The 25,499-nt window shown below is 38.4% G+C and carries 25 protein-coding genes and 1 riboswitch; of the genes, 6 read left to right on the top strand and 19 right to left on the bottom strand.

Annotated features, from left to right (window positions below):
* Positions 1 to 129 precede the first annotated feature (129 nt).
* From NYE61_RS15640 to NYE61_RS15580, 13 genes are all read right to left on the bottom strand, one after another.
* The gene (locus NYE61_RS15640) at positions 130 to 276 is read right to left on the bottom strand and encodes a hypothetical protein (protein ID WP_168927269.1); all 147 of its coding nucleotides are present in this window, start codon (positions 274 to 276) and stop codon (positions 130 to 132) included.
* Positions 277 to 438: 162 nt separating this feature from the next.
* A complete protein-coding gene (locus NYE61_RS15635; protein WP_303446927.1) occupies positions 439 to 1,341 on the bottom strand; it encodes a fumarylacetoacetate hydrolase family protein in 903 nt (300 codons plus the stop codon).
* 21 nt (positions 1,342 to 1,362) lie between these two features.
* The gene (locus NYE61_RS15630; RefSeq protein ID WP_303446928.1) at positions 1,363 to 2,568 is read right to left on the bottom strand and encodes a hydroxyacid-oxoacid transhydrogenase; all 1,206 of its coding nucleotides are present in this window, start codon (positions 2,566 to 2,568) and stop codon (positions 1,363 to 1,365) included.
* A gap of 18 nt (positions 2,569 to 2,586) precedes the next feature.
* On the bottom strand, positions 2,587 to 4,023 hold the full coding sequence (locus NYE61_RS15625) for an aldehyde dehydrogenase family protein (RefSeq protein WP_303446929.1): 1,437 nt from the start codon (positions 4,021 to 4,023) through the stop codon (positions 2,587 to 2,589).
* Between the two features lie 12 nt (positions 4,024 to 4,035).
* A complete protein-coding gene (locus tag NYE61_RS15620) occupies positions 4,036 to 5,298 on the bottom strand; it encodes a lactate racemase domain-containing protein (RefSeq protein ID WP_303446930.1) in 1,263 nt (420 codons plus the stop codon).
* Between the two features lie 23 nt (positions 5,299 to 5,321).
* Positions 5,322 to 6,257, bottom strand: coding sequence for a dihydrodipicolinate synthase family protein (locus NYE61_RS15615; protein WP_303446931.1), 936 nt, complete (start codon positions 6,255 to 6,257; stop codon positions 5,322 to 5,324).
* A gap of 26 nt (positions 6,258 to 6,283) precedes the next feature.
* Complete coding sequence (locus NYE61_RS15610) at positions 6,284 to 7,570, bottom strand: TRAP transporter large permease (RefSeq protein WP_303446932.1); 1,287 nt, start codon at positions 7,568 to 7,570, stop codon at positions 6,284 to 6,286.
* Positions 7,567 to 8,064: a TRAP transporter small permease gene (locus NYE61_RS15605; RefSeq protein WP_303446934.1), complete on the bottom strand. Its 498-nt coding sequence runs from the start codon at positions 8,062 to 8,064 to the stop codon at positions 7,567 to 7,569. Before NYE61_RS15605 ends, NYE61_RS15610 begins: the two co-directional genes overlap by 4 nt.
* A gap of 105 nt (positions 8,065 to 8,169) precedes the next feature.
* The gene (locus NYE61_RS15600) at positions 8,170 to 9,186 is read right to left on the bottom strand and encodes a TRAP transporter substrate-binding protein (protein ID WP_303446935.1); all 1,017 of its coding nucleotides are present in this window, start codon (positions 9,184 to 9,186) and stop codon (positions 8,170 to 8,172) included.
* Positions 9,187 to 9,231: 45 nt separating this feature from the next.
* Positions 9,232 to 10,206 carry a C-terminal binding protein gene (locus NYE61_RS15595; protein ID WP_303446936.1) on the bottom strand — a complete coding sequence of 325 codons (975 nt, stop codon included), beginning with the start codon at positions 10,204 to 10,206 and terminating at the stop codon, positions 9,232 to 9,234.
* A gap of 52 nt (positions 10,207 to 10,258) precedes the next feature.
* Positions 10,259 to 11,266, bottom strand: a complete 1,008-nt coding sequence (gene dmpG, locus NYE61_RS15590) for a 4-hydroxy-2-oxovalerate aldolase (RefSeq protein WP_303446937.1) — start codon at positions 11,264 to 11,266, stop codon at positions 10,259 to 10,261.
* Positions 11,266 to 12,168: an acetaldehyde dehydrogenase (acetylating) gene (locus NYE61_RS15585; protein WP_303446938.1), complete on the bottom strand. Its 903-nt coding sequence runs from the start codon at positions 12,166 to 12,168 to the stop codon at positions 11,266 to 11,268. The genes dmpG and NYE61_RS15585 overlap by 1 nt, the downstream gene beginning before the upstream one ends.
* Positions 12,165 to 12,833: a GntR family transcriptional regulator gene (locus NYE61_RS15580; RefSeq protein WP_303446939.1), complete on the bottom strand. Its 669-nt coding sequence runs from the start codon at positions 12,831 to 12,833 to the stop codon at positions 12,165 to 12,167. Before NYE61_RS15580 ends, NYE61_RS15585 begins: the two co-directional genes overlap by 4 nt.
* A 332-nt stretch (positions 12,834 to 13,165) precedes the next feature.
* Here NYE61_RS15580 and NYE61_RS15575 point away from each other — a divergent pair, with 332 nt between their 5' ends.
* From NYE61_RS15575 to NYE61_RS15565, 3 genes are all read left to right on the top strand, one after another.
* Positions 13,166 to 13,963, top strand: a complete 798-nt coding sequence (locus NYE61_RS15575) for an N-acetylmuramoyl-L-alanine amidase (protein WP_095310616.1) — start codon at positions 13,166 to 13,168, stop codon at positions 13,961 to 13,963.
* 90 nt (positions 13,964 to 14,053) lie between these two features.
* Positions 14,054 to 14,173, top strand: a riboswitch (SAM riboswitch).
* 85 nt (positions 14,174 to 14,258) lie between these two features.
* Positions 14,259 to 15,359 carry an iron-containing alcohol dehydrogenase family protein gene (locus NYE61_RS15570; RefSeq protein WP_303446940.1) on the top strand — a complete coding sequence of 367 codons (1,101 nt, stop codon included), beginning with the start codon at positions 14,259 to 14,261 and terminating at the stop codon, positions 15,357 to 15,359.
* A 25-nt stretch (positions 15,360 to 15,384) separates the two neighbouring features.
* Positions 15,385 to 16,197 carry a MetQ/NlpA family ABC transporter substrate-binding protein gene (locus tag NYE61_RS15565; protein WP_095310612.1) on the top strand — a complete coding sequence of 271 codons (813 nt, stop codon included), beginning with the start codon at positions 15,385 to 15,387 and terminating at the stop codon, positions 16,195 to 16,197.
* 177 nt (positions 16,198 to 16,374) lie between these two features.
* On the opposite strand, the gene NYE61_RS15560 is transcribed toward NYE61_RS15565, so the two are convergent.
* From NYE61_RS15560 to NYE61_RS15550, 3 genes are all read right to left on the bottom strand, one after another.
* Entirely contained in the window at positions 16,375 to 16,797 is a 423-nt protein-coding gene (locus NYE61_RS15560; RefSeq protein ID WP_303446941.1) for a pyridoxamine 5'-phosphate oxidase family protein, read from the bottom strand.
* Between the two features lie 70 nt (positions 16,798 to 16,867).
* Positions 16,868 to 19,144 (bottom strand): ATP-dependent DNA helicase, encoded by a 2,277-nt coding sequence (locus NYE61_RS15555; RefSeq protein ID WP_303446942.1) that lies wholly within the window; start codon positions 19,142 to 19,144, stop codon positions 16,868 to 16,870.
* A 149-nt stretch (positions 19,145 to 19,293) separates the two neighbouring features.
* Positions 19,294 to 20,787 carry a peptide MFS transporter gene (locus tag NYE61_RS15550; RefSeq protein WP_095310608.1) on the bottom strand — a complete coding sequence of 498 codons (1,494 nt, stop codon included), beginning with the start codon at positions 20,785 to 20,787 and terminating at the stop codon, positions 19,294 to 19,296.
* A gap of 266 nt (positions 20,788 to 21,053) precedes the next feature.
* On the opposite strand from NYE61_RS15550, the gene NYE61_RS15545 reads away from it, so the two are divergent.
* The 3 genes from NYE61_RS15545 to NYE61_RS15535 all read left to right on the top strand — a co-directional run bounded on the left by NYE61_RS15545 (position 21,054) and on the right by NYE61_RS15535 (position 23,276).
* On the top strand, positions 21,054 to 21,707 hold the full coding sequence (locus NYE61_RS15545) for a lysoplasmalogenase (protein WP_303446943.1): 654 nt from the start codon (positions 21,054 to 21,056) through the stop codon (positions 21,705 to 21,707).
* A gap of 48 nt (positions 21,708 to 21,755) precedes the next feature.
* Entirely contained in the window at positions 21,756 to 22,034 is a 279-nt protein-coding gene (locus tag NYE61_RS15540) for a hypothetical protein (protein ID WP_095310603.1), read from the top strand.
* A gap of 192 nt (positions 22,035 to 22,226) precedes the next feature.
* Positions 22,227 to 23,276, top strand: a complete 1,050-nt coding sequence (locus NYE61_RS15535) for a 2,3-butanediol dehydrogenase (protein WP_095310601.1) — start codon at positions 22,227 to 22,229, stop codon at positions 23,274 to 23,276.
* A gap of 88 nt (positions 23,277 to 23,364) precedes the next feature.
* Here the strand turns inward: NYE61_RS15535 and NYE61_RS15530 are convergent, their stop codons facing one another.
* The 3 genes from NYE61_RS15530 to NYE61_RS15520 all read right to left on the bottom strand — a co-directional run bounded on the left by NYE61_RS15530 (position 23,365) and on the right by NYE61_RS15520 (position 25,353).
* Positions 23,365 to 23,733 carry a hypothetical protein gene (locus NYE61_RS15530; RefSeq protein ID WP_251660068.1) on the bottom strand — a complete coding sequence of 123 codons (369 nt, stop codon included), beginning with the start codon at positions 23,731 to 23,733 and terminating at the stop codon, positions 23,365 to 23,367.
* A 25-nt stretch (positions 23,734 to 23,758) separates the two neighbouring features.
* On the bottom strand, positions 23,759 to 24,274 hold the full coding sequence (locus NYE61_RS15525) for an acyl-CoA thioesterase (protein WP_251660070.1): 516 nt from the start codon (positions 24,272 to 24,274) through the stop codon (positions 23,759 to 23,761).
* A 194-nt stretch (positions 24,275 to 24,468) separates the two neighbouring features.
* Complete coding sequence (locus NYE61_RS15520; protein ID WP_168927268.1) at positions 24,469 to 25,353, bottom strand: LysR family transcriptional regulator; 885 nt, start codon at positions 25,351 to 25,353, stop codon at positions 24,469 to 24,471.
* Between the last annotated feature and the right edge of the window lie 146 nt (positions 25,354 to 25,499).

Below are 25,499 nucleotides of genomic sequence, written 5' to 3'. Positions count from 1 at the left end.
AAGTTGAGCTCTAGCTTTGATAACCTACAGAATTCGATTATAGGTACTATTCCAATTGTAAATATCTTAATTATCATCTACATACTTGGTAAGCAAATGCGGATCCGATATAACTGATCCGCATTTGCTTTATTCTTTATCCGTCACATATTCATTTGGAGCTCCTCCACCTTTGGAGTTACTATTCTTATATGGGCTCTTACGTCCGTTACGATGCTCACCGGAATTTTCATTTTCCTTGAATTGATTGTTGTGTTTCTTTCCGTGATTACTCATGACCCCACCTCCTCTTACCAAACTTTTTATAGTTTTTGCTAGGATGGAGGATTTATGCGCTTCTCCCATAAAGAATTATTTCCTACTTAGAGCTTGTTATTAAGATAGAAAAAGAATTGCTAAATGGTTGATCAACCATTTAGCAATTCTTTTTCTGCTTTCTTATATTAATTCATTTGAGAGTCTGCCTATTTTTTCAATCTCAATTACAATTTCATCACCTGTTTTTAACCATTCTCTTTCACTTTCTTCATAACCCATAATGACACCATCCGGAGTACCAGTTAAAATAACATCCCCTGGATAAAGTGTCATATGCTTTGAGAGATAGCTAATAATTTCATCACAAGGGAATATCATTTGTGCCGTATTTCCATCTTGTCTTCGTTCCTTATTCACGTATGTTCTAACAGATAGATCGTTTACATCAGCAACTTCATCTGCAGTTACCAGGTATGGGCCAATTGGACAGAATTGATCACTTGTTTTTCCTAATAACCATTGGGGACTTTGAAATTGAAGATCGCGTGCCGAAAAGTCATTCGCAATTGTATAACCGTAGATATAAGGCAAAGCATCTTCTTTTGGGATATCCTTAGCCTCTTTAGCAATTACGATGGCTAACTCCCCTTCATAATCAAACTCTTTTGCATTTTTAGGAAGATTAATCTTAGCACGATGCCCGCAAAGCGCATTGTTAAATTTACTAAAAACAATAGGTTTTTCCGGTAATGCCATGTTTGATTCCTCTGCATGCATTTTATAGTTCAAACCAATACAAAGGATCTTTTGTGGGTCTGTAACACATGGGCCATATTCTAAATCACTATCCTCATCCAAAAACAAGTCGGAACGATCAGAGGAAAGAGCAACTGCAACAACTTGTTCCACATCGAAACGGGCTTTTATTCCACCCTCGATTAGTGCTCTTATTGATAAAGGGAATGTTGAATGCTCCAGTTGATCAGAGAGCACCTCTACCGCATATGCAATATCGAGTATACCCTTATCTGTAACAACGCCTAATTTCTGTTGAGAATCTTTTATGAACGTAATTGTTTTCATTCTATTTACCTCCACATTTTATCAATAAGCTTCTTTAAGCAATTCCATTAAACTGTCTTTTCGTGGTACTCTCGGACTATTACGTATTAACCGCTCAATTGGTAATGATTTTTCAGCTATTTCTTCTAAATTAGCTTCTTTAATGCCTATTTGAGAAAGTTTCGTAGGTAGTCCAATTTCTCCAGTTAGCTTTAGAACTGCATCCGCAGCAGCATAAGCAAGTTCTGTAGTTGTTTTATCATCATGAACTAAATTAAATATTTTTGCAATTTTCACCATTTTATCCTTTGATGTTGCTACATTGTATCGCATAACATAAGGCATCAGTAAACCCGTTACTTCTCCATGAGGTGAGTTAACTAAGCCACCGATCGGATAAGCAACTGCATGTGCTAGAGCATTTCCTGCATTCGAAAAAGCAAGCCCAGCTAGTAAACTACCAAGCATCATATTGCCCCTGGCTTCTAAATTACTTCCCTGTTGCACAGCAATTGTTAAGTTATTTACAATGAGCTCAATCGCCTTTTCTGCGAGTGCATCTGTGATAGGAAATGCCCCTTGGAATAAAATAGTTCCCTCTGCCTCAATATACTTAAAATCCTTTGCTGTATACGATTCAATAGCATGTGATAATGCATCAATTCCGGAACAAGCTGTTACATAAGGTGGCAAACCTACAGTCAATTCAGGATCCAGTAAAGCTACTGCTGGTCGCAAATAATTATCCGAAATCCCAACTTTTATATTATTTTCTGTATCATTGACTACTGCAACGGAGGTTACTTCCGACCCCGTACCAGCAGTAGTAGGAATTGCTATTAATGGTGCAACTGGTCCTGGGACATTTCCCTCTTCAAAATAATCCCTTGGATGTCCCCCATGTTCCATTAGTAAAGCAACAACTTTAGCTAAATCAATACTACTCCCACCACCAAGTCCGATAATGACATCTGTCTTAATTTGCGACTTTGCGAACTCAAAAGCTTCCATTACACTTGAAATCGGTGGTTCTGGTACAGCCTGATCATATACAACCACTTCATAGTTATGTAATGCAAGTTGTTCCTTAACTTTCTTGAGAATTCCAGCTTGAACAATTCCTTGATCTGTAATCAAAAAGACATTCTTTGCACGGAATCGCTTTAACAGTTTATCTAGATTGTGAATAGAGCCATTCCCAAAAACAATATTTTGGGTTGAAAAGTATTCCCAAACATTCCTAGTCATTTTACAACATCCTTTCTGTTACAAATGCATTGTAATTACTTTTTCCTCTGTCATCTCTTCAACTGCATAACGTGGACCCTCTTTACCAACTCCACTGTCTTTAACTCCCCCATATGGTAGAATGTCTGCTCGGAATGTCGAAACATCGTTAATATTTACGCCACCAAACTCTAGTTCTTGAGCAGCTCTCATCGCCAAGTGAAGATTTGAAGTAAAGATACCTGCCTGTAATCCAAATTTTGATGCATTTACGCTTGCAAACAATTCATCCAGATCCTCATAAGTGACAATGCTAATAATCGGTGCAAATACTTCCTCACACATCACTTTCATATCTTCTTTAACATTCGTTAAGATAGTAGGCTTAAATAATGCATCTTCTCTTGTTCCACCAGTAACTATAATTGCTCCAGCATTCACAGCCTCTTGAACCCATTTTTCTGCCCGTTCAGCTTCCTCGATACTAATCATCGGTCCAATATTAGTCGTCTCTTCTTCTGGATTTCCTACGATAAATGATTCTGCTATTACTTTTGCCTGTTCTAGCACTTCTTCATAAATTGCTCGGTGAACATACACGCGTTGTACGGAAATACATGCTTGCCCTGAGTTTGAATAACCTCTTGATACACAAAGATCAACCGCACGTTGTAGATCAGCGACATCATGGTGAATGATGTTTGGTGAATTATTCCCTAACTCAAGGGTTACTTTACGAATACCAGATTCACGCTTGATCACTCGGCCCACAGAGGGACTACCAGTAAATGTGTACATTGCAATGCGCTCGTCCTTTAGAAGGACTGGCCCTGTTTCATGACCAAATCCATTGACTACATTCAAAAAGCCTTTCGGTAATCCCGCCTCAAGTAGTACTTCAGCCATTTTAATTGCAGAAACTGGCGTCTTTTCAGCCGGTTTCAAAACTACCGTATTCCCAGCAGCAATGGCAGGACCAATCTTGTGCGCAGTCAAATTAAATGGGAAATTGAAAGGAGTTATCGCACATATTACACCTACAGGTACACGTATCGAAAATGCCATTTTCGCCTCATTTCCTGGCTGCCCTTGGATTGGCAATCCTTGACCGGATAGTCGTTTTGCCTCCTCAGCAGAAGCAATAAATGTTTGGATGCCACGTTCAACCTCTGCTCTGGCATCGGTAATTGTTTTGCCAGCTTCGCTACATATGACGCGTGCAATTTCCTCTTTCCTTTCTTCAAATAGCTGTGTCGCTCGCATTAAAATATCGTAACGATCCGTTGCCGATAGCTTCACTTCTTTAAAGGTCTCATATGCGTTTGTGATTGCGTTTTCAATTACTTTTTGACTCGATTTTGCTACCTTAGCATAGACTTCGTGTGTGTATTTGTTTTCTACAATAAATGTATCTTCCGATTGAAGCCATTCACCATTAATTAAATTACCGTAAATATTTTCTGTTTGTGTAGTCAATTAAACTCCTCCTCATTTTGATTCATTAAGTTCCTGAAAGTATCCGAATTCATTAAACTCCATAGGCGATGGTGTTCCGATAATCTCAATCGTAGCCATTCTCTCGAGTTCTGGAACAAGCGCTTCTGAAACATACAATTCCTCCAAATGTAATGTATTCGGAATCCGCATAAACCGAACCTTCTCTGGCTGTACATCCCAACCACATTTTATCGCTGTCTCAATAGCATCGCGATCACTGGGCAATACCATTGGAATACTTGCCCGCTTCAAAAAGCGACTTGTAATAACATTTTCGTTCATTTTTTGCAGGTCGATCTTATTAAATAATCGTGTAGTTGTTAAATCAGCCAAACCGATTCCAGTTGAATTTCCATGGGATTCTTCACTTAAATCGGAAACAATAATTTGCTGATAGGATGGTAATGCAGGCTCTTGCTCGCCATCAATTCGTACTCTACCAATTACATTCGTGTCCATTCCAGATCCACTGTAATTTTTCCCCATTTTATCAATAAATAAAATATCTAACCGATCGATTGGTAGTCTTGGAAATAGCTTCTTGGATAGTACGAGTAATTGAGACTCTCGTTCTGCAATTTTCTCTACCGGGATAACCTCAATTTCAGCTGTTTCTTCAAAAGCATTCTCTACAAGTCCAATTCCCATAAGAACCTTTCCACTTTTAAATATCTCTGCAGCAACATACGGCATATGCTCCCTCAAACCAATGACACCCCGTTCATGAATCGCTAAAGCCTGTTTATGATTCCCGAGACCGATCGAAGCCATCTTCATTAGTCCACTTTCAACCTTTGACGAAAAGTCTGTATGTGCTTTAATACGATTTATCAAAATGACACCATCAGAATGAAAAGCAATTTTATCCATATAAACCGGGACCCCGGCAGTAGTTTCCGCTAGCTTAACTACATCCATTGTCGCTCGAATCGGCGCATCACAATAGGATTCGGTTACACCAAGGCTCTTCAGCACCTCGATTTGCCCTTCTGCTTTCGCACCACCATGGCTACCCATCGCTGGCACAATAAAGGGCATTGCTCCCCGTTTTTTTACTTCCATTACTGTTGCCCGAATAATTCGAGCTATATTAGCTATCCCACGACTTCCCGCAGTGATAGCAATTTCCATTCCAGGTCGTATTTTCATATCGATTGTCCGCTTACTGAACTCTGCTGCTATATTTTTTTCAATATTTGATACAGATGGACCGGTAAAATGCTGCTTTACTTTTACAATATTCGGTAGTTTCATTCAATCAGCTCCATACAAATCTTTTACTCCACCTCGTTCGTAACCTGTAAAAAATCAGATAGATACGTAGTTGCTAGACGTTCTAATTCCTGCTTCTTCTCTTCATTTAATGGACGTAAAGGTGCTAAGACCTCTGTTGATATATCAATTCCACGCAATTTAATTGTTTCCTTGGCAACGTTCACAAATGGAGAATCCAATTTGTATAATGATAATAATGGCGTAAGCTTACGATGTAACTGAATCGCCTTCTCATAATTACCTGCTTTAAATGCCTGATAAATACCAACGGATAGCTCTGGTGCAAAGGATGCTGTTAAAGGAATAGATCCATCTCCTCCAGTACAAAGCGTATTTAATAACTGGTCATCATATCCCGAAAAAACGGCAAAATCAGGTCTTTCACTTTTCACCTTCAATATGATTTCTCTTGTGTGACCAATATCTTCCACAGTTTCCTTAATTCCAACAATATGTGGATATTCTTTTGCCAGATTGTAAACCAATTCCGGAGTTAAATCCTGACCCGTTAATGTTGGGAAGTTATACAATAGAATTGGTAAGTCAACAGCATCTGCAATTTGACAATAATGCTGATACAAACTTTCCTCACTTAATTTCCAATAATACGGATTTACAATCACTACACCGTCTGCACCAATCTCTTTAGCATGTAGACTTAGCGCTATTGTTTCTTCGGTACTCGCTGATCCAGTCCCGATTAAAACAGGTATCCGTCCATTTACATAGTTCACACCAAATCTTGCCATCTGCCTCCTTAGATTGATCGACATCTGACTAAACTCCCCACCAGAACCATTAAAGAAAAGACCATCCACTTTAGATTCAATTAGAAAATCGATCAAATTCCTCATTCCAGTTTCATCTATTTTCCCATTTTCATATAAAACAGATGGAATCGGTGGGATAATACCATGAAATTTTGTTTTCGCATGCATTGAAATCGCTCCCATTCATTTAATAGTTAAAGAAAAAATAAGCTTATTTGTGGAATAAATGTGATTAGTAACAAAGCAACTAAAAATGCAACAATAAAAGGTATTGCCCTTCTGCCAATTTCCATTATAGATAGATTGGTTAGACCACTTGCTACGAACAGATTCATACCAACTGGAGGAGTTACAAATCCAATTGCTAGTGCAACAATCATAATTACTCCAAAGTGTATCGGATCAAATCCAACTGCTGTGACCACAGGCAGAAAGATTGGCGTTAGAATTAAAATAGCTGCTAAGGTTTCCATAAACATACCGACAATTAACAATATAAGTATAATGATCAGTATAATTAGAGCTGATTTTTCCGTTAAGGATACCATGAATTCAGAAACAGATTGTGGCAAGCGCGCTAAAGTTAGCACTCTACCAAATACTGTCGCAGCCGATACAACAAATAATGCTGGGACGGTTACCTTCACCGACTCTATAATAATCGGTATGAAATTTTGCCGATGAATTGTCTTATAGATAAATATACTAACAATAAGTCCATATATAACAGCGACAACCGCTGCCTCTGTCGGCGTTACAATCCCACTATAAATACCACCTAAAATAATGACGGGAGTTAATAGAGCAAAGAATCCTCTAGAGAAAATTTTCAAAATACCATCTTTCGTAATTTCATTGTATACTTCATTAATTTTTTCCTTATCTTCACCTTTTCCACGGCAATAAAAATACGTATAGCCAATTAAACAAAGCGCGATAAGAATACCAGGAAGAATACCAGCGATAAATAAGTCACCAACAGATTGACCAGCAGACATTCCAAATACAATAAATGGTATACTCGGTGGGATGATAACACCAAGCCCACCCGCTGTAGCAATCATTGCTGTACTAAAGCCTTTATCATAACCAAGCTTGATTAAAATCGGTATAACCATTGCTCCGACTGCCGCCACAGTAGCTGGACCAGACCCTGAAATTGCCCCAAAAAACAAACAGGTTAAAATTGCCGCTGCGGGTACACCACCCGTTCTTTTTCCAACAAAGAAAATAAAGACGTTAAATAATCGCTCCGACATTCCGCCCTTTGCCATAATTGTTCCGGCAAATATAAACAGTGGAATTGCTAGTAACGGATAACTATCTAAAGCGGTTGCCATACTACGCACGATGTACTCAACGTTAATTGGAACATCTGTAAAAAAGGCAGTAAATACAGATGTAAGACCTAAAGAAACTCCAATTGGTATAGCAATTGCTAAAAATATTATTAGTACGATGAAGATTACACCTGCACTCATAATGTCGTTTCCTCCCTTTCCACTTCAATCCCTTTGAATCGCTTTATATTATTCTGGATTAATCGAACCATCGTGAAAGCAAAGCCTACTGGTACAGATAAATACACAATAGCTAAAGGAATGGAAAGACTTGGACTAGTTTGCATTGTGCCCAGGAAAGTATTAAATACATTGATCCCAGCAATTAGCACGACTATACTAAATGCAAAGAAGAATATATCACCGATTAATTCAAAAAAACGAGCCAACTTTTTCGGTAGATAGTTCAAAATAATATCTACCCTTAAATGCGAATTATTTTTCACCGCGTAGCTCACACCAATAAAGGTAAACCATATGAAAATGTAACGACTGAGCTCTTCTGGCCATGCTAGTGAATTGTTCATTACATATCTCATAAAAACTTGAAGACCCATAATAAATACAAAACTTAGCATCGACAGCCCTAATAAAAGCTCTTCCATATGTTTATTAAGCCAAGATATGTACCTCATTATTATTCACCTCTCCTAATGAATCGTTACCCAAGGCAACACTCTTCATGAAAATAGCAGATTGATGAGCGTTACCTTAAGTAACATCCTTTCTAATATGTTTCTCTATTGCTGTACAGATTCAAGCAATGTATTTAACAATTCTTCATCAACTTCTTGACTTATCTGATCTAGCACGTTCGATACAGATTCTTGAAAAGTTGCTAATTGATCTGGTGTAATTTCAACAAATTCAACACCAGCATCTGTCATAATTTCTTTATATTCAGCTTCCTTCTCATCAATAAATTCATTTCCTACAACAACCGCCTCAGCTATTACCTCTTCAACAAGAATTTGCAGATCTTCTGGCAAATCATCAAAATACTGTTGATTCATAATGATTTGAATCGCTTGCAGGATATGATTCGTTTCTGTTAAGTAATCCTGCTGCTCATAGAACCGTTGGGAAATAATCAATTCAAACGGATTTTCCTGACCATCCACTGTCCCTTGCTGTAATGCTGTATATACTTCATTAAATGGAAGTGGCGTAGGATTTGCACCTAACGTTTGCCATGTTGCCATATGGTATGGGTTCTCCATTGTTCGTAAACGTACACCATCTAGATCATTAGGCGATTCTACTTTTACACTCTTTGTTGTTAGTTGACGAAATCCTTGATCATGTAGTCCTAACAATTTAAATCCTTTTTCTTCTTGGCTTTGTGCGAGCAGTTCAAAGAAGGGACTATCTACGTGCATCGCAGCTCTAGCAGTTTCTTTATCTGGAAAGAGAAACGGAATATCGAACACCGCAACATCATCTACAAAATTTACTGCAGGAGCTGTTGAATGAAGTGACATGGTTACATCACCAAGTTGAACTCCTTCAATTAATTCACGATCCGCCCCCAGCTGTGCACTTGGGTATATTTCAACTTTAATTCTACCTTCACTTCTTTCTTCGATTTCCGATTTGAAATATTTAAATATCTCATTAAATGATGTTGTTTCTGCTGTAGAATGTGCAGCAATAATTGTATACGTTTCCTTTTCATTCGTTGTAGCGCTCGTACTTGAGCATCCAAGTAATACGAGTGCTAAGAAAACAACGAACAACACATATCGTATTTTCTTCATTCGCTATACCCCTTTTGATTTAGGATCTTAAATAAATACTATTTTTTAAGATAGTACTGCTGATTCATTAACAATATTTTGCGGTATGCCACCAGTTAAAATTTCGTAAGCGGTTTCACAAACACGCATATGGAGCCGTTCCTTTGCTTCTACACTATTAAATGCTGCGTGCGGTGTAATTACTACATTATCAAGCTTTAAAATCTCATCCTCTAATTTTACTGGTTCTTTTTCAAGTACATCCAGACAAGCTCCTCTTATAGAACCATTTTTTATCGCCTCTACCAATGCATCTTGATCAACAATAGGTCCTCTTGCTGTATTTAAAATAACAGCAGTGTTTTTCATTCTTTCCAACCTTTCCTGATTGATCAAATGGAATGTGCCATCGTTCAGTGGAACATGGATCGATACATAGTCAGCCTGCTCAATAAGTCCATCTAATTCAATTTTTTCGATGCCGAATTTCTTAACTACGTCATCTGGAATAAATGGATCATACGTGACAATATTCATACCAAAAGCTTTAGCAAATTTAGCTGTCTCCTGAGCAATATTCCCAAAACCGACTAAGCCAAGGGTTAATGATGAGAGGCGCTTCGAATTAAATCCTTCATTCGGATTCCATTTTCCTTCTCGAACTGATCTATCTAATAAACCAATTCTTCTTTCAAAATGTAAAAGCATCGCGATTGTATGTGTTGCAACTTCTGGAATAGAATAATCCGGAATGTTGCAAACAGGAATACCTTTATTAGAAGCGGCTTTGACATCGATGTTATCAAAACCAATTCCATATCTAACAAGTACTTTACAGTTTGTTAACTCATTAATAACCCTTTCTGTTATTGGAGCATAAACGCTTAATACGGCGTCTGCATCCTTGCATTTTTCAATAACACTTTCTTCTGTCAAGCAATCTTCAATTCGGAACTCAACGTCTCTTTCTTTAAAAAACTGCTCTTCAATTCGATAATGATCTCCCTCCAGGGAGTTTCCATCCGCTAAAATAACTAACATGATACCACCTAACCTTCCTAATTTTACGTATCTACTAGATTTTCATTTCCTACTATTTCGCCTTTGCTAATTCCTGTGCTACTCCAATAATCCAATCTTCCTGTCCACCAACTGCTTCCATTTCAGCAAGTTTGGTTAAAATATCACGCGCATCTACGCCATACTCTTTTCCAGCTCTTTCTGCAAATAAGAGAAAGCTAGAATAGACACCTGTATACCCAAGGGTTAAGCTTAATCGATCAATTTGAACTGGTCTCTTCATCATGGGTTTCATTACATTTTCAGCTGCATCCATTGCCTTATATAAATCTACATGGTGCGGAATATCTAACTTATTCATAACGGCTACAAGCTGCTCTAGAGAAGCATTACCGGCTCCAGCCCCCATTCCTGCTAAACTAGCATCAATGCGGTCTGCACCTTCCTCTATCGCAACAATAGAATTGGCTACGCCCAAAGAAAGATTGTTATGTGCATGAAATCCAACTTGTGTATTAAGGTTTTCTTTGAACAAGGCCACCCTTCTTCTCGTATCATCCATTGTTAAAGCCCCAGCAGAATCCACAACGTAAACGGTGCTTGCCCCATAGGACTCCATCTTTTTAGCTTCTTCTAATAACAATTCTGGAGCTGCACGATGAGACATCATCAAAAAACCTACCGTATCCATTCCTAAATCAATTCCTGCTTTTATATGCTGCTCAGAAACATCAGCTTCGGTACAATGTGTAGCAACGCGGACAACGGATGCCCCCCATTCACGTGCATGCTTTAAATGTTCAATAGTCCCTATGCCAGGAATAAGCAAAACACCAACTTTTGCATTTTTAGCGTACTTTACTGCTGTTGTAATAATGTCTTTTTCCGTTTCTTTCGAGAAGCCATACTGGATCGAACTTCCCCCGAGCCCATCACCATGTGTTGCCTCAATAATATCCACACCAGAATCATCTATTAATTTTGTTAACTCAGCAATTTGTTCTACCGAATATTGATGCGAAATCGCATGCATACCATCACGTAATGTAACATCATTGAATCGAATTGTTTTTTTGCTCATCACTGTGCCACTCCTTTCGAAACCATTGCAGCTGCAATGACCTCAGCCGTTTTAACAGCTGCGGAAGTAATAATATCTAAATTACCAGCGTATTTCGGAAGGTAGTCACCATTTCCCTCTACCTCAACAGAAACAGTTACAATATTATCCTTAATTACCGGATCTGCTTTAAAACGATATCCTTCCACATAGCTTTGCACGACTTTCAACATGTCATCTAATTTTTGTAAAATATTTTGATGTATCTCATCAGAGTATTCCGATATTTTTACGTGAATTGTATTCCGCATTAGAATTGGTGGTTCTGCAGGGTTCAAAATAATAAGTGCTTTCCCTTCTTTGGCACCACCAACTTCCTGTAGAGCCTTTGCAGTTGTTACTGTAAATTCATCAATATTTTGACGTGTTCCTGGTCCAGCACTTTTGCTAGAGATGGAAGCAACAATTTCTGCATACTCCACGTCGACCACGTCTGAAATTGCTTTGACCATTGGTACAGTTGCTTGTCCCCCACACGTAACCATATTAACGTTATCTAACGCTTCCACACTTTGCTCATCCAAGCTTACAGCAGGTACAATAAACGGTCCCACAGCAGCGGGGGTTAGATCAATTGCCTTTTTCCCTAATTTCTTTAATATCGGTGCATTATGTGTATGGGCCTTAGCAGAGGTTGCCTCAAATACAATATCTGCTAAGTCTGCTTGCTCCACAAAGCCATCAATCCCATTATAAATCGGAACAAGTCCATGCTCTTTCGCAAGTGCTAACCCTTTTGAATTCGGGTCAATTCCAATCATTGTTGTAGGTTCAAGCTTGTCACTGCGTAATAATTTATACATAAGATCTGTTCCTATATTTCCTGAGCCAATAATTGCACATTTGAGTTTTTGTTGAGTCATCCTATCTTTCCTCCTAAATTCAATTCCATAACTGCTTGACAATAATGATCCGAAGCGCTCTTCAAATGCCGGGCTAACAGTTCTTGAGCTTTCTCTACTTCCCCTATGGTTAGCGCATCAACCACGACAAGATGCTCTTCAATAATTTCCTGCTGTCTTGACTCAAGAATTGTAGACGTAACCTCGATTAACGTTTGTATCATGCCATTTAAGGAATGCCATAATTGAATAAGTGACTGATTACTTGTCATACCTACTAGTAACGCATGAAACTCCATGTCTGCATCAACATTCCTAATTTGACTATCGAAAGAATCCTGCATTTGCTGGATGTAGAGATAAAGTAGATGTTTATCTTTTTCTAGAGCTTCTGGAGATATTTGTGTTAGGGCATGCTTTTCTAATAAAATACGACTATCATATAAATTCCTAATATCCTCAATATCAAACTTCCCTACTACTGTCCTACCATTTGAAAGTCTCTTAACCAACCGCTCAGCTTCTAATTTTGAAAGAGCTTCACGTATAGGTCCCCTGCTCACATTTAATTCGCTTGATAATTGGGATTCCTTTAAGTGTTCACCTTCCTTATATCGATTTAACATAATTTCTTTACGCAAATAAGCAAGTACTTGTTCACTTACATGCATTTTCCCTATATTCATTACTACATGCAGGCCTCCTAACAAATAAATAAATTGAATATTCTGTAATGTAGACAGTTTACAATTATTAATTCATATTGTATTCGCTTACTTTTATTATGTCAATAATTATTTGAATATATTTTTTATTCTGCTCATTAGTTTATCCAATAAATTAAATCAAATATTACCTCCCCAAATCTACATTCACATCGATTGTAGTTTTGAAAAGAAGTACCATAAGCAAACGAGAAAAAGACGGAGGTGACAAAAATGGATTTTAACTAAGACAGTGTTGTTTGTCCAATTCGATTTTTCTTATCAACCATACGTTATATTAGGAGGAGATTTTAATGAAACTTTATTTAGACCCAGGTCATGGCGGAACAGATTCCGGTGCTACTGGAAATGGAATACAAGAAAAAGATGTTGTTCTTGATATCGCGTTGCGAATACGCGATCTGCTAATTGGAAACTACAGTAATGTTAGTGTTCAAATGAGTCGTACTGGAAACACAACAAAAAGTCTCGCCCAACGAACAAATGAAGCAAATGCATGGGGTGCTGATTATTTTCTATCTATTCATTGTAATGCATTTAACGGCTCTGCTGATGGCTATGAGGATTTCATTCATAGCAGCCTTTCAGATAGTTCACAGACTGCTAGATATCGAGACATTCTACATGCAGAAATAATTAAAGTTAACGGATTACGAAATCGTGGTAAAAAGAAAGCTAATTTCCATGTATTACGTGAGTCGTCCATGCCAGCAATGCTAACGGAAAATGGTTTTATCGACCATAGTGGAAATGCAGCTTTAATGAAACAGAACGCATGGAAGCAGCGAGTAGCAGAAGGGCATGTCAACGGACTAGCGAGAGCATTTAACCTGCAAGAAAAAAACGGAGGTCCTGGTACCGGCCAACTGTATAAGGTTATTGCTGGTTCCTTTAAATCAAAAGCAAATGCAGATGATCGTGTATCTTTCCTAAATTCTAAAGGCATTCAAGCTTTTGTAGAACAGGTTACGATTTCAGGTGAAACTTGGTATCGCGTTCAGGCTGGTGCATTTACAAACAGGACAAATGCAGAGAATCATTTACAGGTTGTCCGCAACACTGGAATCGATGCATTTATTATCATCCAGTAAATATATAACAGATTTAGTATGAATAAATGAAATCAATTGACTTTTCAACCAATAGATTATAAGATATATGAAATAACAAATTCATAAACACTCTTATGAAGAGCGGCGGAGGGACTGGCCCGATGAAGCCCGGCAACCATTCCAGTTAAATTCAACTGAGAATAGGTGCTAATTCCTGCAAAATACAATATGTATTTTGGAAAATAAGAGGATGGTTACTTGTCAAGTATATCCATGCCTCTCTTTTTTAGAGAGGCATTTTTATTTTCCCGAAATACGATAAGGAGACGCTCAGATGACAACAGCAATTGTGAAAGGCGCACCAGGACATTATCGAATCGGAGAAGGCATTTTAAAAGAGTTACGTGTACTTCTTTCAGAGTTAGGCGTGAAGAAAATACATATTCTTAGCGGCAGGAAGGCATGGAATGCTGCCTCTCCTTATATACCAGAGGAGCTTGATCGTTCAAACATCACGTTTGTGGAAGGACATTGTACGCTTGAGGCTGTCGAACAATTCGCAACTTCATTTCAACATGATGGGGTTGATGCAGTAATCGGTATTGGCGGGGGGACAGCACTCGATCTCACTAAAGCCTCAGCTGTAAAAGCCGGGATTAAATCCGTACTTATCCCAACAATCGCAGCTACCTGTGCAGCTTGGACACCATTAAGTGTATTTTATCAAGCTGATGGTACCCATTCACACTATACCGAGTTCCCAGTAGCAAATACACTCGTGCTGATTGAGCCAGCTATTATTGCTGGTGCGCCACCTGAATACTTGAAGGCCGGTATTGGTGACACACTCGCTAAATATTATGAAGCAGATGCTTTAGTTCGATCCTTTTACAAGGATAAGGATTTACCTGTTTGGCTTCAGATTTCTCAATTCTCCGCAGCTTTGTGCAGAGATATCTTACTAAAGGATGGAAAAGAAGCACTAGAATCGGTATCCAATAAAAAGGTATCGGATGCACTCATACGCGTTATTGAAACAATTATTATGACTGGTGGCATGGTCGGCGGATTCGGGGAAAAGGCCGGAAGAATTGCTGGTGCACATTCCGTCCATAATGGATTAACAGAGGCTAAAAGCATCAAGCAATTTTTACATGGAGAAATCGTGTCCTATGGTATCTTAGTTCAATTGGCTCTAGAAGAAAAGGATGAAGAGCTAAAAAGACTATTAGCAGTATATGATGATTGGGGGCTTCCAGCATCATTAAATCATTTATCCATTGACGCTCGAGACGAGGAACTATTGCAACGTATTATTAAGAAAACATTACTGCCTCAAGAATCGATTCATTTAATGGCGGAAGAAATTACAGAAGATACATTAATAAATGCCATTCTCAAAGTAGAGAGGCTAGCAGTTCCAACAACTAATTAATCAACTTTAGAAAGAGGGATACATAATGAAAAAATTACTATTCACAGGATTACTTGCATGCATGTTGGCAGTACTTGCCGCATGTGGTGGCGGCTCAGATGAAGCAGAAGGATTATTGGAAGACGGTAAATTAAAAGTCGGTGTAACATCAGGACCACATGAACAAATCTTAGAAAAGGTTGCAGAGCTTGCTGAAGAGGATGGCCTAACAATTGAATTAGTTTCTTTCAGCGATTATGTCATGCCAAATGTTAGTTTATCTGAAGGCGAGCTTGATTTAAACAGCTTCCAAACCGAGCCATTTTTTGACCATATGAATGAAGAACGCGGATTAGATTTAATTAAAGTTGCAGATACGGTTACATTCCCGATGGGGATTTACTCAGAAGGTGTAACAGATGTAGCAGATCTCGAGGACGGCGCCCGTATCGGTCTTCCAAGTGACCCGACAAACAGTGGACGTGCATTACTATTGTTTGAACAAGCAGGTTTAATTAAAATAGAAGAAGGTCTTGGCGTAAATGCAACGGTAAATGACATTGCTGAGAACCCAAACAATTATGAATTCATCGAGCTTGATCCAGCGCAAATCCCGCGCCAGTTAGGTGAAGTTGATGCAGCTGCCATTAATTCAAACTTTGCCATGGATGCAGGTCTCGTACCTGGTGAAGACTCAATCTTTATTGAACAGGATTCTACATTTGTAAACTTAATCGCGGTTCGTGAAGAAAACAAGGATGACGAAGCTGTACAACAGTTTATCGATATTTACCAATCCGATGAAGTAAAACAATTTGTTGAGGAAACCTTCCAAGGCTCAGTTGTTCCTGGATGGTAGGAGGAACAAAACGGAAGTGCCCAGTTAGCGACGTACAGAGGTGAGAGAAGTCCAGCTACAGCTTTAGCGCTGGAGCTGGACGTGACTGTTCGTGCAGCTAAGTTATTACCCATAGTATTAACATTTAAAAGTTACCAGGCTAACTAAAAAGGCTGACAATAATGTTGTCAGCCTTTTTTATATGTCCAGCTCTTTAGGAGATTCTCCCTTTTTATTCATTAACCGAATTCCAATCGGATCGATTTCCAAAATGGTATAGTTAGGATCATCCGGTCCTTCAAAATATAGTTTCATATCATCATTCCAAAATTTCTTTTTCAGGTCATCCGTATCGTTTAAGGATACCTTCCCTTGATATTCTACATATTCATCTCCAAATCCATCGCCTTCATAACCAATTAAAATATGTGTAAATGGATTTTTCTCAATTTCTTCTGTTTTATCGGCATCTTTATGCGTCGGTGTGTAAAGCTTCAAACCATCATGAAAAAATGTCATATACCTAGAGTGCGGTTTATCGTTCTTCACCGTTGCCATCGTGCCTGTATGACTTTCATTAAGGATTTTTTCTACATCTGCTTTAATCTCTGATTGACTCACAAGTATACACTCCTTTTTATCGTCTGCTATAAGTAGTGTTCCTTTTCTGGCCAATATTAAACATCCTGCATTACCGTTCAATTCTAAAATGTTGCCATTCAAATGGAAAGAGGGCTTGATACTTCCTTTGTAGAAATCGATCATCGATTAAAGCGATTGTTCCTTGGTCTGATTCAGATCGGATTAATCTGCCCCCCGCCTGAAGCACTTTATTCATTCCAGGAAAGACATAGGCATAATCATAGCCATTTCGGCCAATCGAGTTGAAATAGTCCTTGATAATATCTCTTTCCAATCCAATTTGCGGCAGTCCAACACCAACAATAATGACACCTTGAAGCCGTTCTCCCTTTAAATCTACCCCCTCAGAGAAAATGCCGCCCAGTACCGCAAAGCCAATAAGCTTTTCTTCCGTATCCGGCATAAAAGCTGCCAAAAATTCCTCCCTATCCGTTTCAGACATGCCTACCGTTTGGACAATCGTCTTTACATGTGGTGCAAACTGTTGAAATGCATCATGTACAGCTTCCATGTAATGATAAGATGGAAAGAAAACAAGGAAATTTCCAGACTGCTTCGTAATAAGATTCTCCACAAACTGAACAATTGGTGTCATTGTACGCTCGCGATCGCGATACCTTGTCGACATTGGCAGAATAATTACCTCAGCTTTTTCACGATCAAATGGAGACGGAATTGCTGTTACGTAATCTTTTTCAGTTCCTCCCAACAGGGTTTTATAATAATCCGCAGGTGTTAGCGTAGCTGAAAAGAAAATCTTTGAACGGTAGCCTTTTCCCATCTTGTTAATGAGATAAGATGGGTCGAGGCAGAATAGCTTCAATCGGACATCGCTTTTCAGAATCTCCATATAGGTTACAAATCGCTCATCATAAAGCTTCGCTATTTTAACAAAGGATTGTGTCGCGAAATAAGTATCCAGCAAAAGTGAATCTGTATCCATATGCTGCACTAATTCAGTCTCTGCATGCATGGAAAAGGTTTCAGTAAGCGCAACAAGCTCGTCATCTAGATCTTTGCTGATTAAATTCTCTTGCTTCTTTAAGGATAATAGATAATTATTAATTGCTTTAGCTGATTTCGCTAAGCTTTCATTACGGTTTTTAAATGTACGACTGAGTTGCAGAAATGCTGATTTATACAAGTCAGCAGAATACATTTCTCTCGCTCGATCAACTAAATTATGTGCTTCATCAACCAATAAGACGGTCTCTTTCTTCTGCTCCTCAAAAAGACGTTTCAATGACACTTTGGGATCAAAGATATAATTGTAATCGCAAATAACAGCATCCGCTATATATGCAAGCTCTAATGAAAATTCAAAAGGACAAACACGATGTTTTCTTGCATAGGTTTCAATTACTTGGCGACTCATCAATGTTTCATTCGCGTATATGTCTAAAACCGCTTCATTAATTCGATCGTAAAACCCCTCCGCAAAAATACAATGCTCCTTCGAGCACTTTACTTCCTCCTGAAAACAAATTTTATCCTTCGCAGTAATGGTTACAACCTTTAGGTCCGACCCCTTTTCCTCCAGCAAACGAAATGCTTCCTCTGCAGCAGTTCTCGTAATTGTTTTTGCAGTAAGATAAAACATCCGCTGCAGGTGCCCTTCCCCAATCGCTTTCACAGCAGGGAATATTGTTGAGACCGTTTTGCCAATACCTGTTGATGCTGAAGCAAATATATCTTTCTTATCGAAAATTGTTTTATAGACAGAAGCCGCAAACTTACGCTGTCCATCTCGATAACTTTCAAATGGAAACAAAAGCTCCCTTGCATAAACATCGCGTCGTTCTACATGCTGAAGCTTCATCTTGGCGTATACTGCATACTGACCGACAATGTTGTTTACATACGTTTTCAGCTCCTGAAAATTCATTTCCCGCTTGAATTTAACCTGCTGCTCCGTATTTACTTGAACATATGTTAACTGAATCGTTATCTCTGCTAAATCGTGGTCTTTAGCATAGATATAAGCATAAAAGATCGCCTGTGCCCAATGTACTGGATATGTATCTTCTGAAATCCACTCCACCGGATTTCGTGTTGACTTAATTTCATCAACCGTAACCTGTCCATTCTCATTAAAAAGCAAACCATCACAACGTCCATCCACGACAAAAGTTAAGTCTTCATATGGAATCTCCGTTATGACATACACTTCCTTTTGATCTGTTTCTTTATACGTCTTTTGGATTTTCTGATGTGCCTTTGTTCCGTCTGTCAGCGTCGTAGCCGTTCGAAACCCGGATTCAATACTGCCACTTCGCAACACATACTCCACAAGCGTTCTTACTGAAATTTTGAACCTATCCGTCATGTAATCACCTTTTACAATTCATTAACTCTATTCTATCAATTAATCGAGTCAAGCGGAAACTGAAATTAACTCTGCACATAAAAAAGAAGCTGAATCAAACATGCTTTTTAGCGCTTGATTCAGCTTCCCATTTATCTTAATCATTAAAATTAGTTAATTCCTCGCATGAACCGTTTCAGCTTCGGTGCTATTAATAGCAATACGATACCAAGTAATATCGCAATTCCTCCGATTACACCAAAGTAGATAACTTCCGTATCTACGGAATAAAAACGAACGACCTGGGCGTTAATAGCCTGTGCCGAAGCGTTGGATAGATTCCATAAACTCATCATTTGGGCAGCAAATGCCGCTGGCGCCAATTTCGTTGACGCTGATAAACCAACTGGTGATAAACAGAGTTCACCTAGCACAACTAGGAAGAAGCTAAGAACGAGCCAAAGCGGGCTAACTAAGCTTTCTGTTCCGTTAAATACCGCAGGGAAAATCATGACGATAAATGAAAGCCCAGCAAAAATTAATCCAAAGGAGAACTTTTGCGGTGTACTTGGTTGACGATCCCCAAGCTTTACCCAGAGCCAAGCAAACACTGGTGCAAGCATCACAATGAATAATGGATTTAGAGATTGGAACCAAGAGGATTGTATTTCAATGCCAGCAAACGACAACTGTGTCCGTTCGTTTGCATAAGTCGCTAAAATATTCGATCCCTGTTCTTGAATCGCCCAAAACATCATTGCTGCCACAAATAACGGAATATATGCTAGTAAACGCGAGCGTTCGTCCGCTGTAGTTTTCGGACTACGATACATCGTAATAAAATACACTGTAGGGATAATCACCCCAAGAATACTAATCGAGAAAATAACCCGCTCAATCGTTAACCAACCACCTGTTACACCAGCCCATCCGATTATAGCTAATACAATAACAGCGAGAGTGATAATTTTCGTAGTCTTTCTTTTCTCTTCACCGCTAAGTGGATTTGGAACTTGAAGTCCAGCAAGACCAAAGTATTTTTTCCGTGATAATAGGTAAACAACCAAGCCAGCAAACATCCCAACGGCCGCTATTGCAAAGCCAAGATGGAAGTTATATGTTTGTCCAATTGTTCCGACAATAAACGGTGCAATAAAACCACCCATGTTAATACCCATGTAATAGATACTGAAACCAGAGTCACGTCGTGGATCTTTTTTGCTGTAAAGTTCGCCAACCATACCACCAACGTTCGGCTTTAGCAATCCTGTACCAATAACGATAAACAGCATGGACACAAGTAATGCTGTAAAGCCACCTGGTAAAGCAAGGATAATATGACCAAGCATAATTAGAACACCACCGTAAAATACGGTACGGTTCATCCCAAGAATCCGGTCAGCAATCCATCCACCGATTATACCAGACATATATACGAGCGAGCCGTAAATCGCCATTATCGAGTTGGCAGTAGTTTGATCTATTCCTAATCCGCCGTCTGTAACCTCATAGTACATATAAAATAAGAGTATGGCACGCATTCCATAATAAGAAAAACGTTCCCAGAACTCCGTGAAAAATAATGTCGATAAACCTTTCGGATGTCCAAAGAAACCTTTTTGTGGAACGGTTTTTAGTATGGCATCCTTATCTCTTGAATCCATCGTATGTTAATCCTCCTCTAAGTTGAAAAATGAATTCTGTTATAAAACATACCCGACAATTTTAAGGCAAATTCAACATACTGTAAAGGTCAAGTTTGCTTTTTCCATAAATTTGTAAGCGAATTACCGCCAATCACCCAACAATTGATAGCGCTATCTAATTATTTTTCCAATTGTAATGTAATTTATGTAAATTAGAAGAATAAAAAGGATTTCTCCCTTGTTCATCGAATCTCTTAGTAAGACACATCCAAGGAGTGAACAGAATGATTCTATACCAATTACCATTACTAATACTCACAATGAGTCTTGTTTATCTATTTATCGCTCCGACAGGACCATTATTATTTAGCTTGTTTTTTAAACTGGTTCCAATGTTTATGATTTTGATTTATGCTCTTCAGCTTTTACCTCGAAAAAAAACTCGAACACATCTACTGCTTATTACCGGCCTTGCTTTTTGTATCATAGGCGATGCGACACTGCACTGGTTTCTATTTGGATTGACCGCATTTTTCATTGGGCATCTATTTTATATGTCTGGTTTCTTTACGCAATGGAAATATTCAAAGATGCGTTTGACTATGATTATCCCAATTGCCGGATTTGCATGTTTTATCGGATTCCGGTTAGTTGAGGCATTAAGTCAAGAAGGGAATGCAGGATTAATTTTTCCTGTGATTGCTTATATTTTCATTATTTCACTAATGACTTTTTCCGCCGTGATGACGGGTAATGGATGGGCAATCGCTGGTAGTTTGCTGTTCGTTATTTCTGACTCTATCCTTGCATGGAATATGTTTATTGCACCAGTCCCTTCTAGTAATATACTGGTAATGTTGCCTTATTATGGCGGTCAATTTTTAATTGCACATAGCATAAGCAGCATAGTTGCAGGCGGGAATCGAATTGTTTGGTAAATAGGGATAAATTCTACAAGCTAGCATAGCAGAAAAGGAGCGATAGGATTGGAATTTCCTTTCATTAGCATCATATTGATTATTTTCATTTATTTGACTGCTAAAATAAATAAGCTTGAACAAAATATGAAACAGTTGAAAACTTCGTTAGAACAGGTTATGAAAGAGGTCGAAATCCCAGAACATCCGATAAATGGTAGACTATATGAATTAATTCAGGATGGAAAAGAGATTAAAGCCATTAAAGAAGCGAGAGCATCTTTAGGACTTTCACTAATAGAAGGAAAAGAGTATATCGAGAATCTAAAGAATAACATGAATGGTTAACATTACCTATATTCAGTTTCAAGAAATAGTATATGACATCCCCATGCACCAAGCATATTAATAGTTTCCCAAAACTCCGAGTGATATAATTGACTTATGTAAAAAGTTTTATTTATCAACTAGTTTTGGGTTCAAACGAAGTACTAGGTATTTTGATTTACAGAAAACTTTTATCATCAGGAGGTAATAACAGTGAAAGCAGCAGTTTGGCATGGAGAAAAGGATATCCGAATTGAAGAGGTGGAAGTAAAACCTTTAGAAGACACTCAAGTAAAGGTTCGAGTAGCTTGGGCTGGTATTTGTGGTAGTGATTTACATGAATATGAAGAAGGTCCAGTATTTGTACCAGTAAACGAAAAGGACCCTTTAACAGGTGAAATTGCTCCATTAACAATGGGACATGAATTCGCTGGAGTGATAGAAGAAGTAGGAACAAACGTAACAAAATTTAAAGTGGGCGACAAAGTAGCAATTAACCCAACGATAACATATGGAAATAAACCTGAAGATATGGATGCATATGATGGATTCAGCTTTATCGGCTTGCATGGTGATGGTGGATTTACGAAATACGCGAATGTTCCAGAATCGAATGTTTATCTTCTGCCAAACACATTAACTTTACAGGACGGCGCATTGGTAGAACCTACCGCTGTTGCTGTACAAGCTGTAAAAGAAGGTGGACTGCAATTCGGAGATACAGTTGCTATATTCGGAGCAGGTCCAATTGGACTTTTAACAGCCATTGCAGCTAAAGCAGCAGGAGCAAGCAAGATTATTGTTCTAGATTTATCCCAAACAAGACTTGAAAAAGCAATGGAACTAGGTGCAACCCATATCATTAATTCTGGTGAACAAGATGCTGTTCAAGCGATTCGAGAATTAGTTCCAGATGGTGTTGATGTATCCTTTGAAGTTGCGGGAGTTGCCCCGACATTCAAACAGGCGATCGACGCTACACGGGCACGAGGAACAATGGTAATCGTATCTATTTTCGCTAGACCAATTGAGTGGAATCCAATTCACCTTACGAACACAGGTGTAAAAATTACGTCATCTATTGCTTATACACCGACTTCTTTCCAACAGACAGTGGATTTGATGGGAACTGGTCAATTGAAACCTCAAGGCATTGTTACCGATCAAATACAGTTGGATGATATTGTTGAAAAAGGATTTGAAGCATTATCAAACGATAAATCACAAGCCAAAATATTAGTAGAACTAAGTGGAGAGAAATAAACCCAACTGGTTTAATAGCGATATTAACAGTTCAGGTTTAATAACCCGAAAATCCCTAAGCTGGTTGCTTAGGGATTTTTATAACCTCTTATACTACTTGTGGCCCTACTAAAAATCGAGGGTTTTCACCGATTACCAGCTTACATAAATTTGCATAGCCAATTCGCTTATTGGAAGCTAGTAAATACTGCAATTCGATGATTGTAGTATCTGCTTTAAGTTTTTCTATTTCCTGTTCAAACACACTAAATGCATAGGTATTATGAATGCTTGGTTTACATTCATCTGGATTTTCATCCATAATTAAACAACCCAAATATTGATAATTAAACTGTAATTGGCGCGTAAGCTGGATCACATTTAAGAACCGTTGGAATAATTCTGGCTTTGTATGTCCCAATTCGTCAATTGCCTCTTTTGCTGAAATCAATTCTTTTAAATTCGTTGTTATTAACACCCTATCCGCTCCTTTCTATTATCGCTTAATTCCAAGGCTTATTGATCGATAAATGAGCAACGATATCTTTATTTTGCTGCCTCTTTAACTTTCGAATCTTTGCACGTTCCTCACCAGTGCTGTAGAGGAACTTTTCTTCTTCTGTTTCCGCGACAATTGCAGGAACTTCAATCGGTTTTTTATTCTCATCCAACGCAACAAATGTCAAAAAAGCCGTGGTAGCAATTCTTCGTTCACCAGTTAGCATATCTTCAGCAATTACTTTGCAAAATATTTCCATCGAGCTTTTCCCTGTATACGTTACGAATGACTCAATACAAACTTTATCACTTTGACGTATTGGTTCTATAAAATTCACCGAATCGGTTGAGGCCGTAACACATTCCTTAACTCTTGCATGGCTACAAGCTGAAAGTGTTGCACAGGCATCAAGCTTTTTCATAAGAACTCCACCGAATAATGTATGATAATTATTTAAATCATTAATTAGAACCTGGTCATTCTGAATAATGCGTGTTTCTCCCATTTTTCTTGCTTTCATAAACTAATCACCTTACTACTTTTTATTGCTACAGCAAACTGTTTATCTGATGTAGATACATTGTTATGTACAGGTTCTATTGTATAACGCCCCGATAACCAAAGTACAATGCCGAAATCCGATGCTATTCATAACAAAAGTGTTTGTAAACGCTTTAGATAAACAAATAAAAAAGACTCACCTAAAAGGAGGTCTTATGTATTGTTCAGATTCACTTTTGCAAATCGGATAAATTCAAGTTTGACAGGTGATAATGCTTGATTCTTTTTCCAAATCATTGCTAAGTGCCACTTAATTGTCGGATGGGACAGTTTTATTTCTTTTACGTCACGTTTTAAGCCTTTAATCGTACTTTCTGGTAATAAGGTTATTCCAAGATTTGAAGCTACCATTTCCTCTATAAAGTCCATCTGTGAGGTCTCCGAAATAATTCTCGGTTCAAAGCCAGACTTTCTGCAAGCCGAATATATATGATCATGCAGTGCAAAATCTTTATTAAACATAATAAAATCTTCTTCTTTTAATTCAGCAATTGCGACCTCTTGCCGATTTACAAGCTCATGGTCGGCGGGTACGATGAGCTTTAAATCTTCCTCTCCCAACGAATAGCAATCAAAAAAGTTGTGGCGGGTAGGCAGGAAGACAACGCCAAAATCCAAGTGATCATTCATCACTTTTTCTTCTATTCGCTTTGATCCATCCTCTATTAATTGAAACGTAATATCTGGATATTCTTTATGAAAAGATGCGATTAATTTAGAGAAGAAAACGGAATCGATAATCGAGGGCAAGCCAATACGAATATGGCCTTTTTTTAGGAACGAAAGGCTTTCCAACTCAAGTCGTAACGCTTGGAACTGCTTTTCCATCACTTGAGCGTGCTCATAGAGAATTTTTCCAGCATCTGTTAGAGATAGTTTTTTTCGTGAACGAATGAAAAGCGAGGCTTCCAGTTCATCTTCTAACGATTTTATAATTCTGCTAATTGCAGGCTGTGTCATATATAATTTTTCTGCGGCATGCGTAAAACTGCCAGCACGCGTGACTTCAATAAAATACTGTAAATGTTTCATTTCCACTTTTCTTTCCCACCCCTCTTCTGCCTTCTTATTCTACTATGCCATACTACACATCTCAACTGAACAGCATTACATTTTGCATAACGAAATGTGAAGCCTTCTATTATTGTTCGAAAAAGAAAAAGGCTGCCATAAATGACAACCCT

The sequence above is a fragment of the Oceanobacillus sp. FSL W7-1304 genome, assembly GCF_037969805.1.
GTDB classification, from domain to species: Bacteria; Bacillota; Bacilli; order Bacillales; family Amphibacillaceae; genus Oceanobacillus; species Oceanobacillus profundus.
Note: the sequence above shows the minus strand (reverse complement) of the source record. Positions and strands in the feature narration are given on the sequence as shown.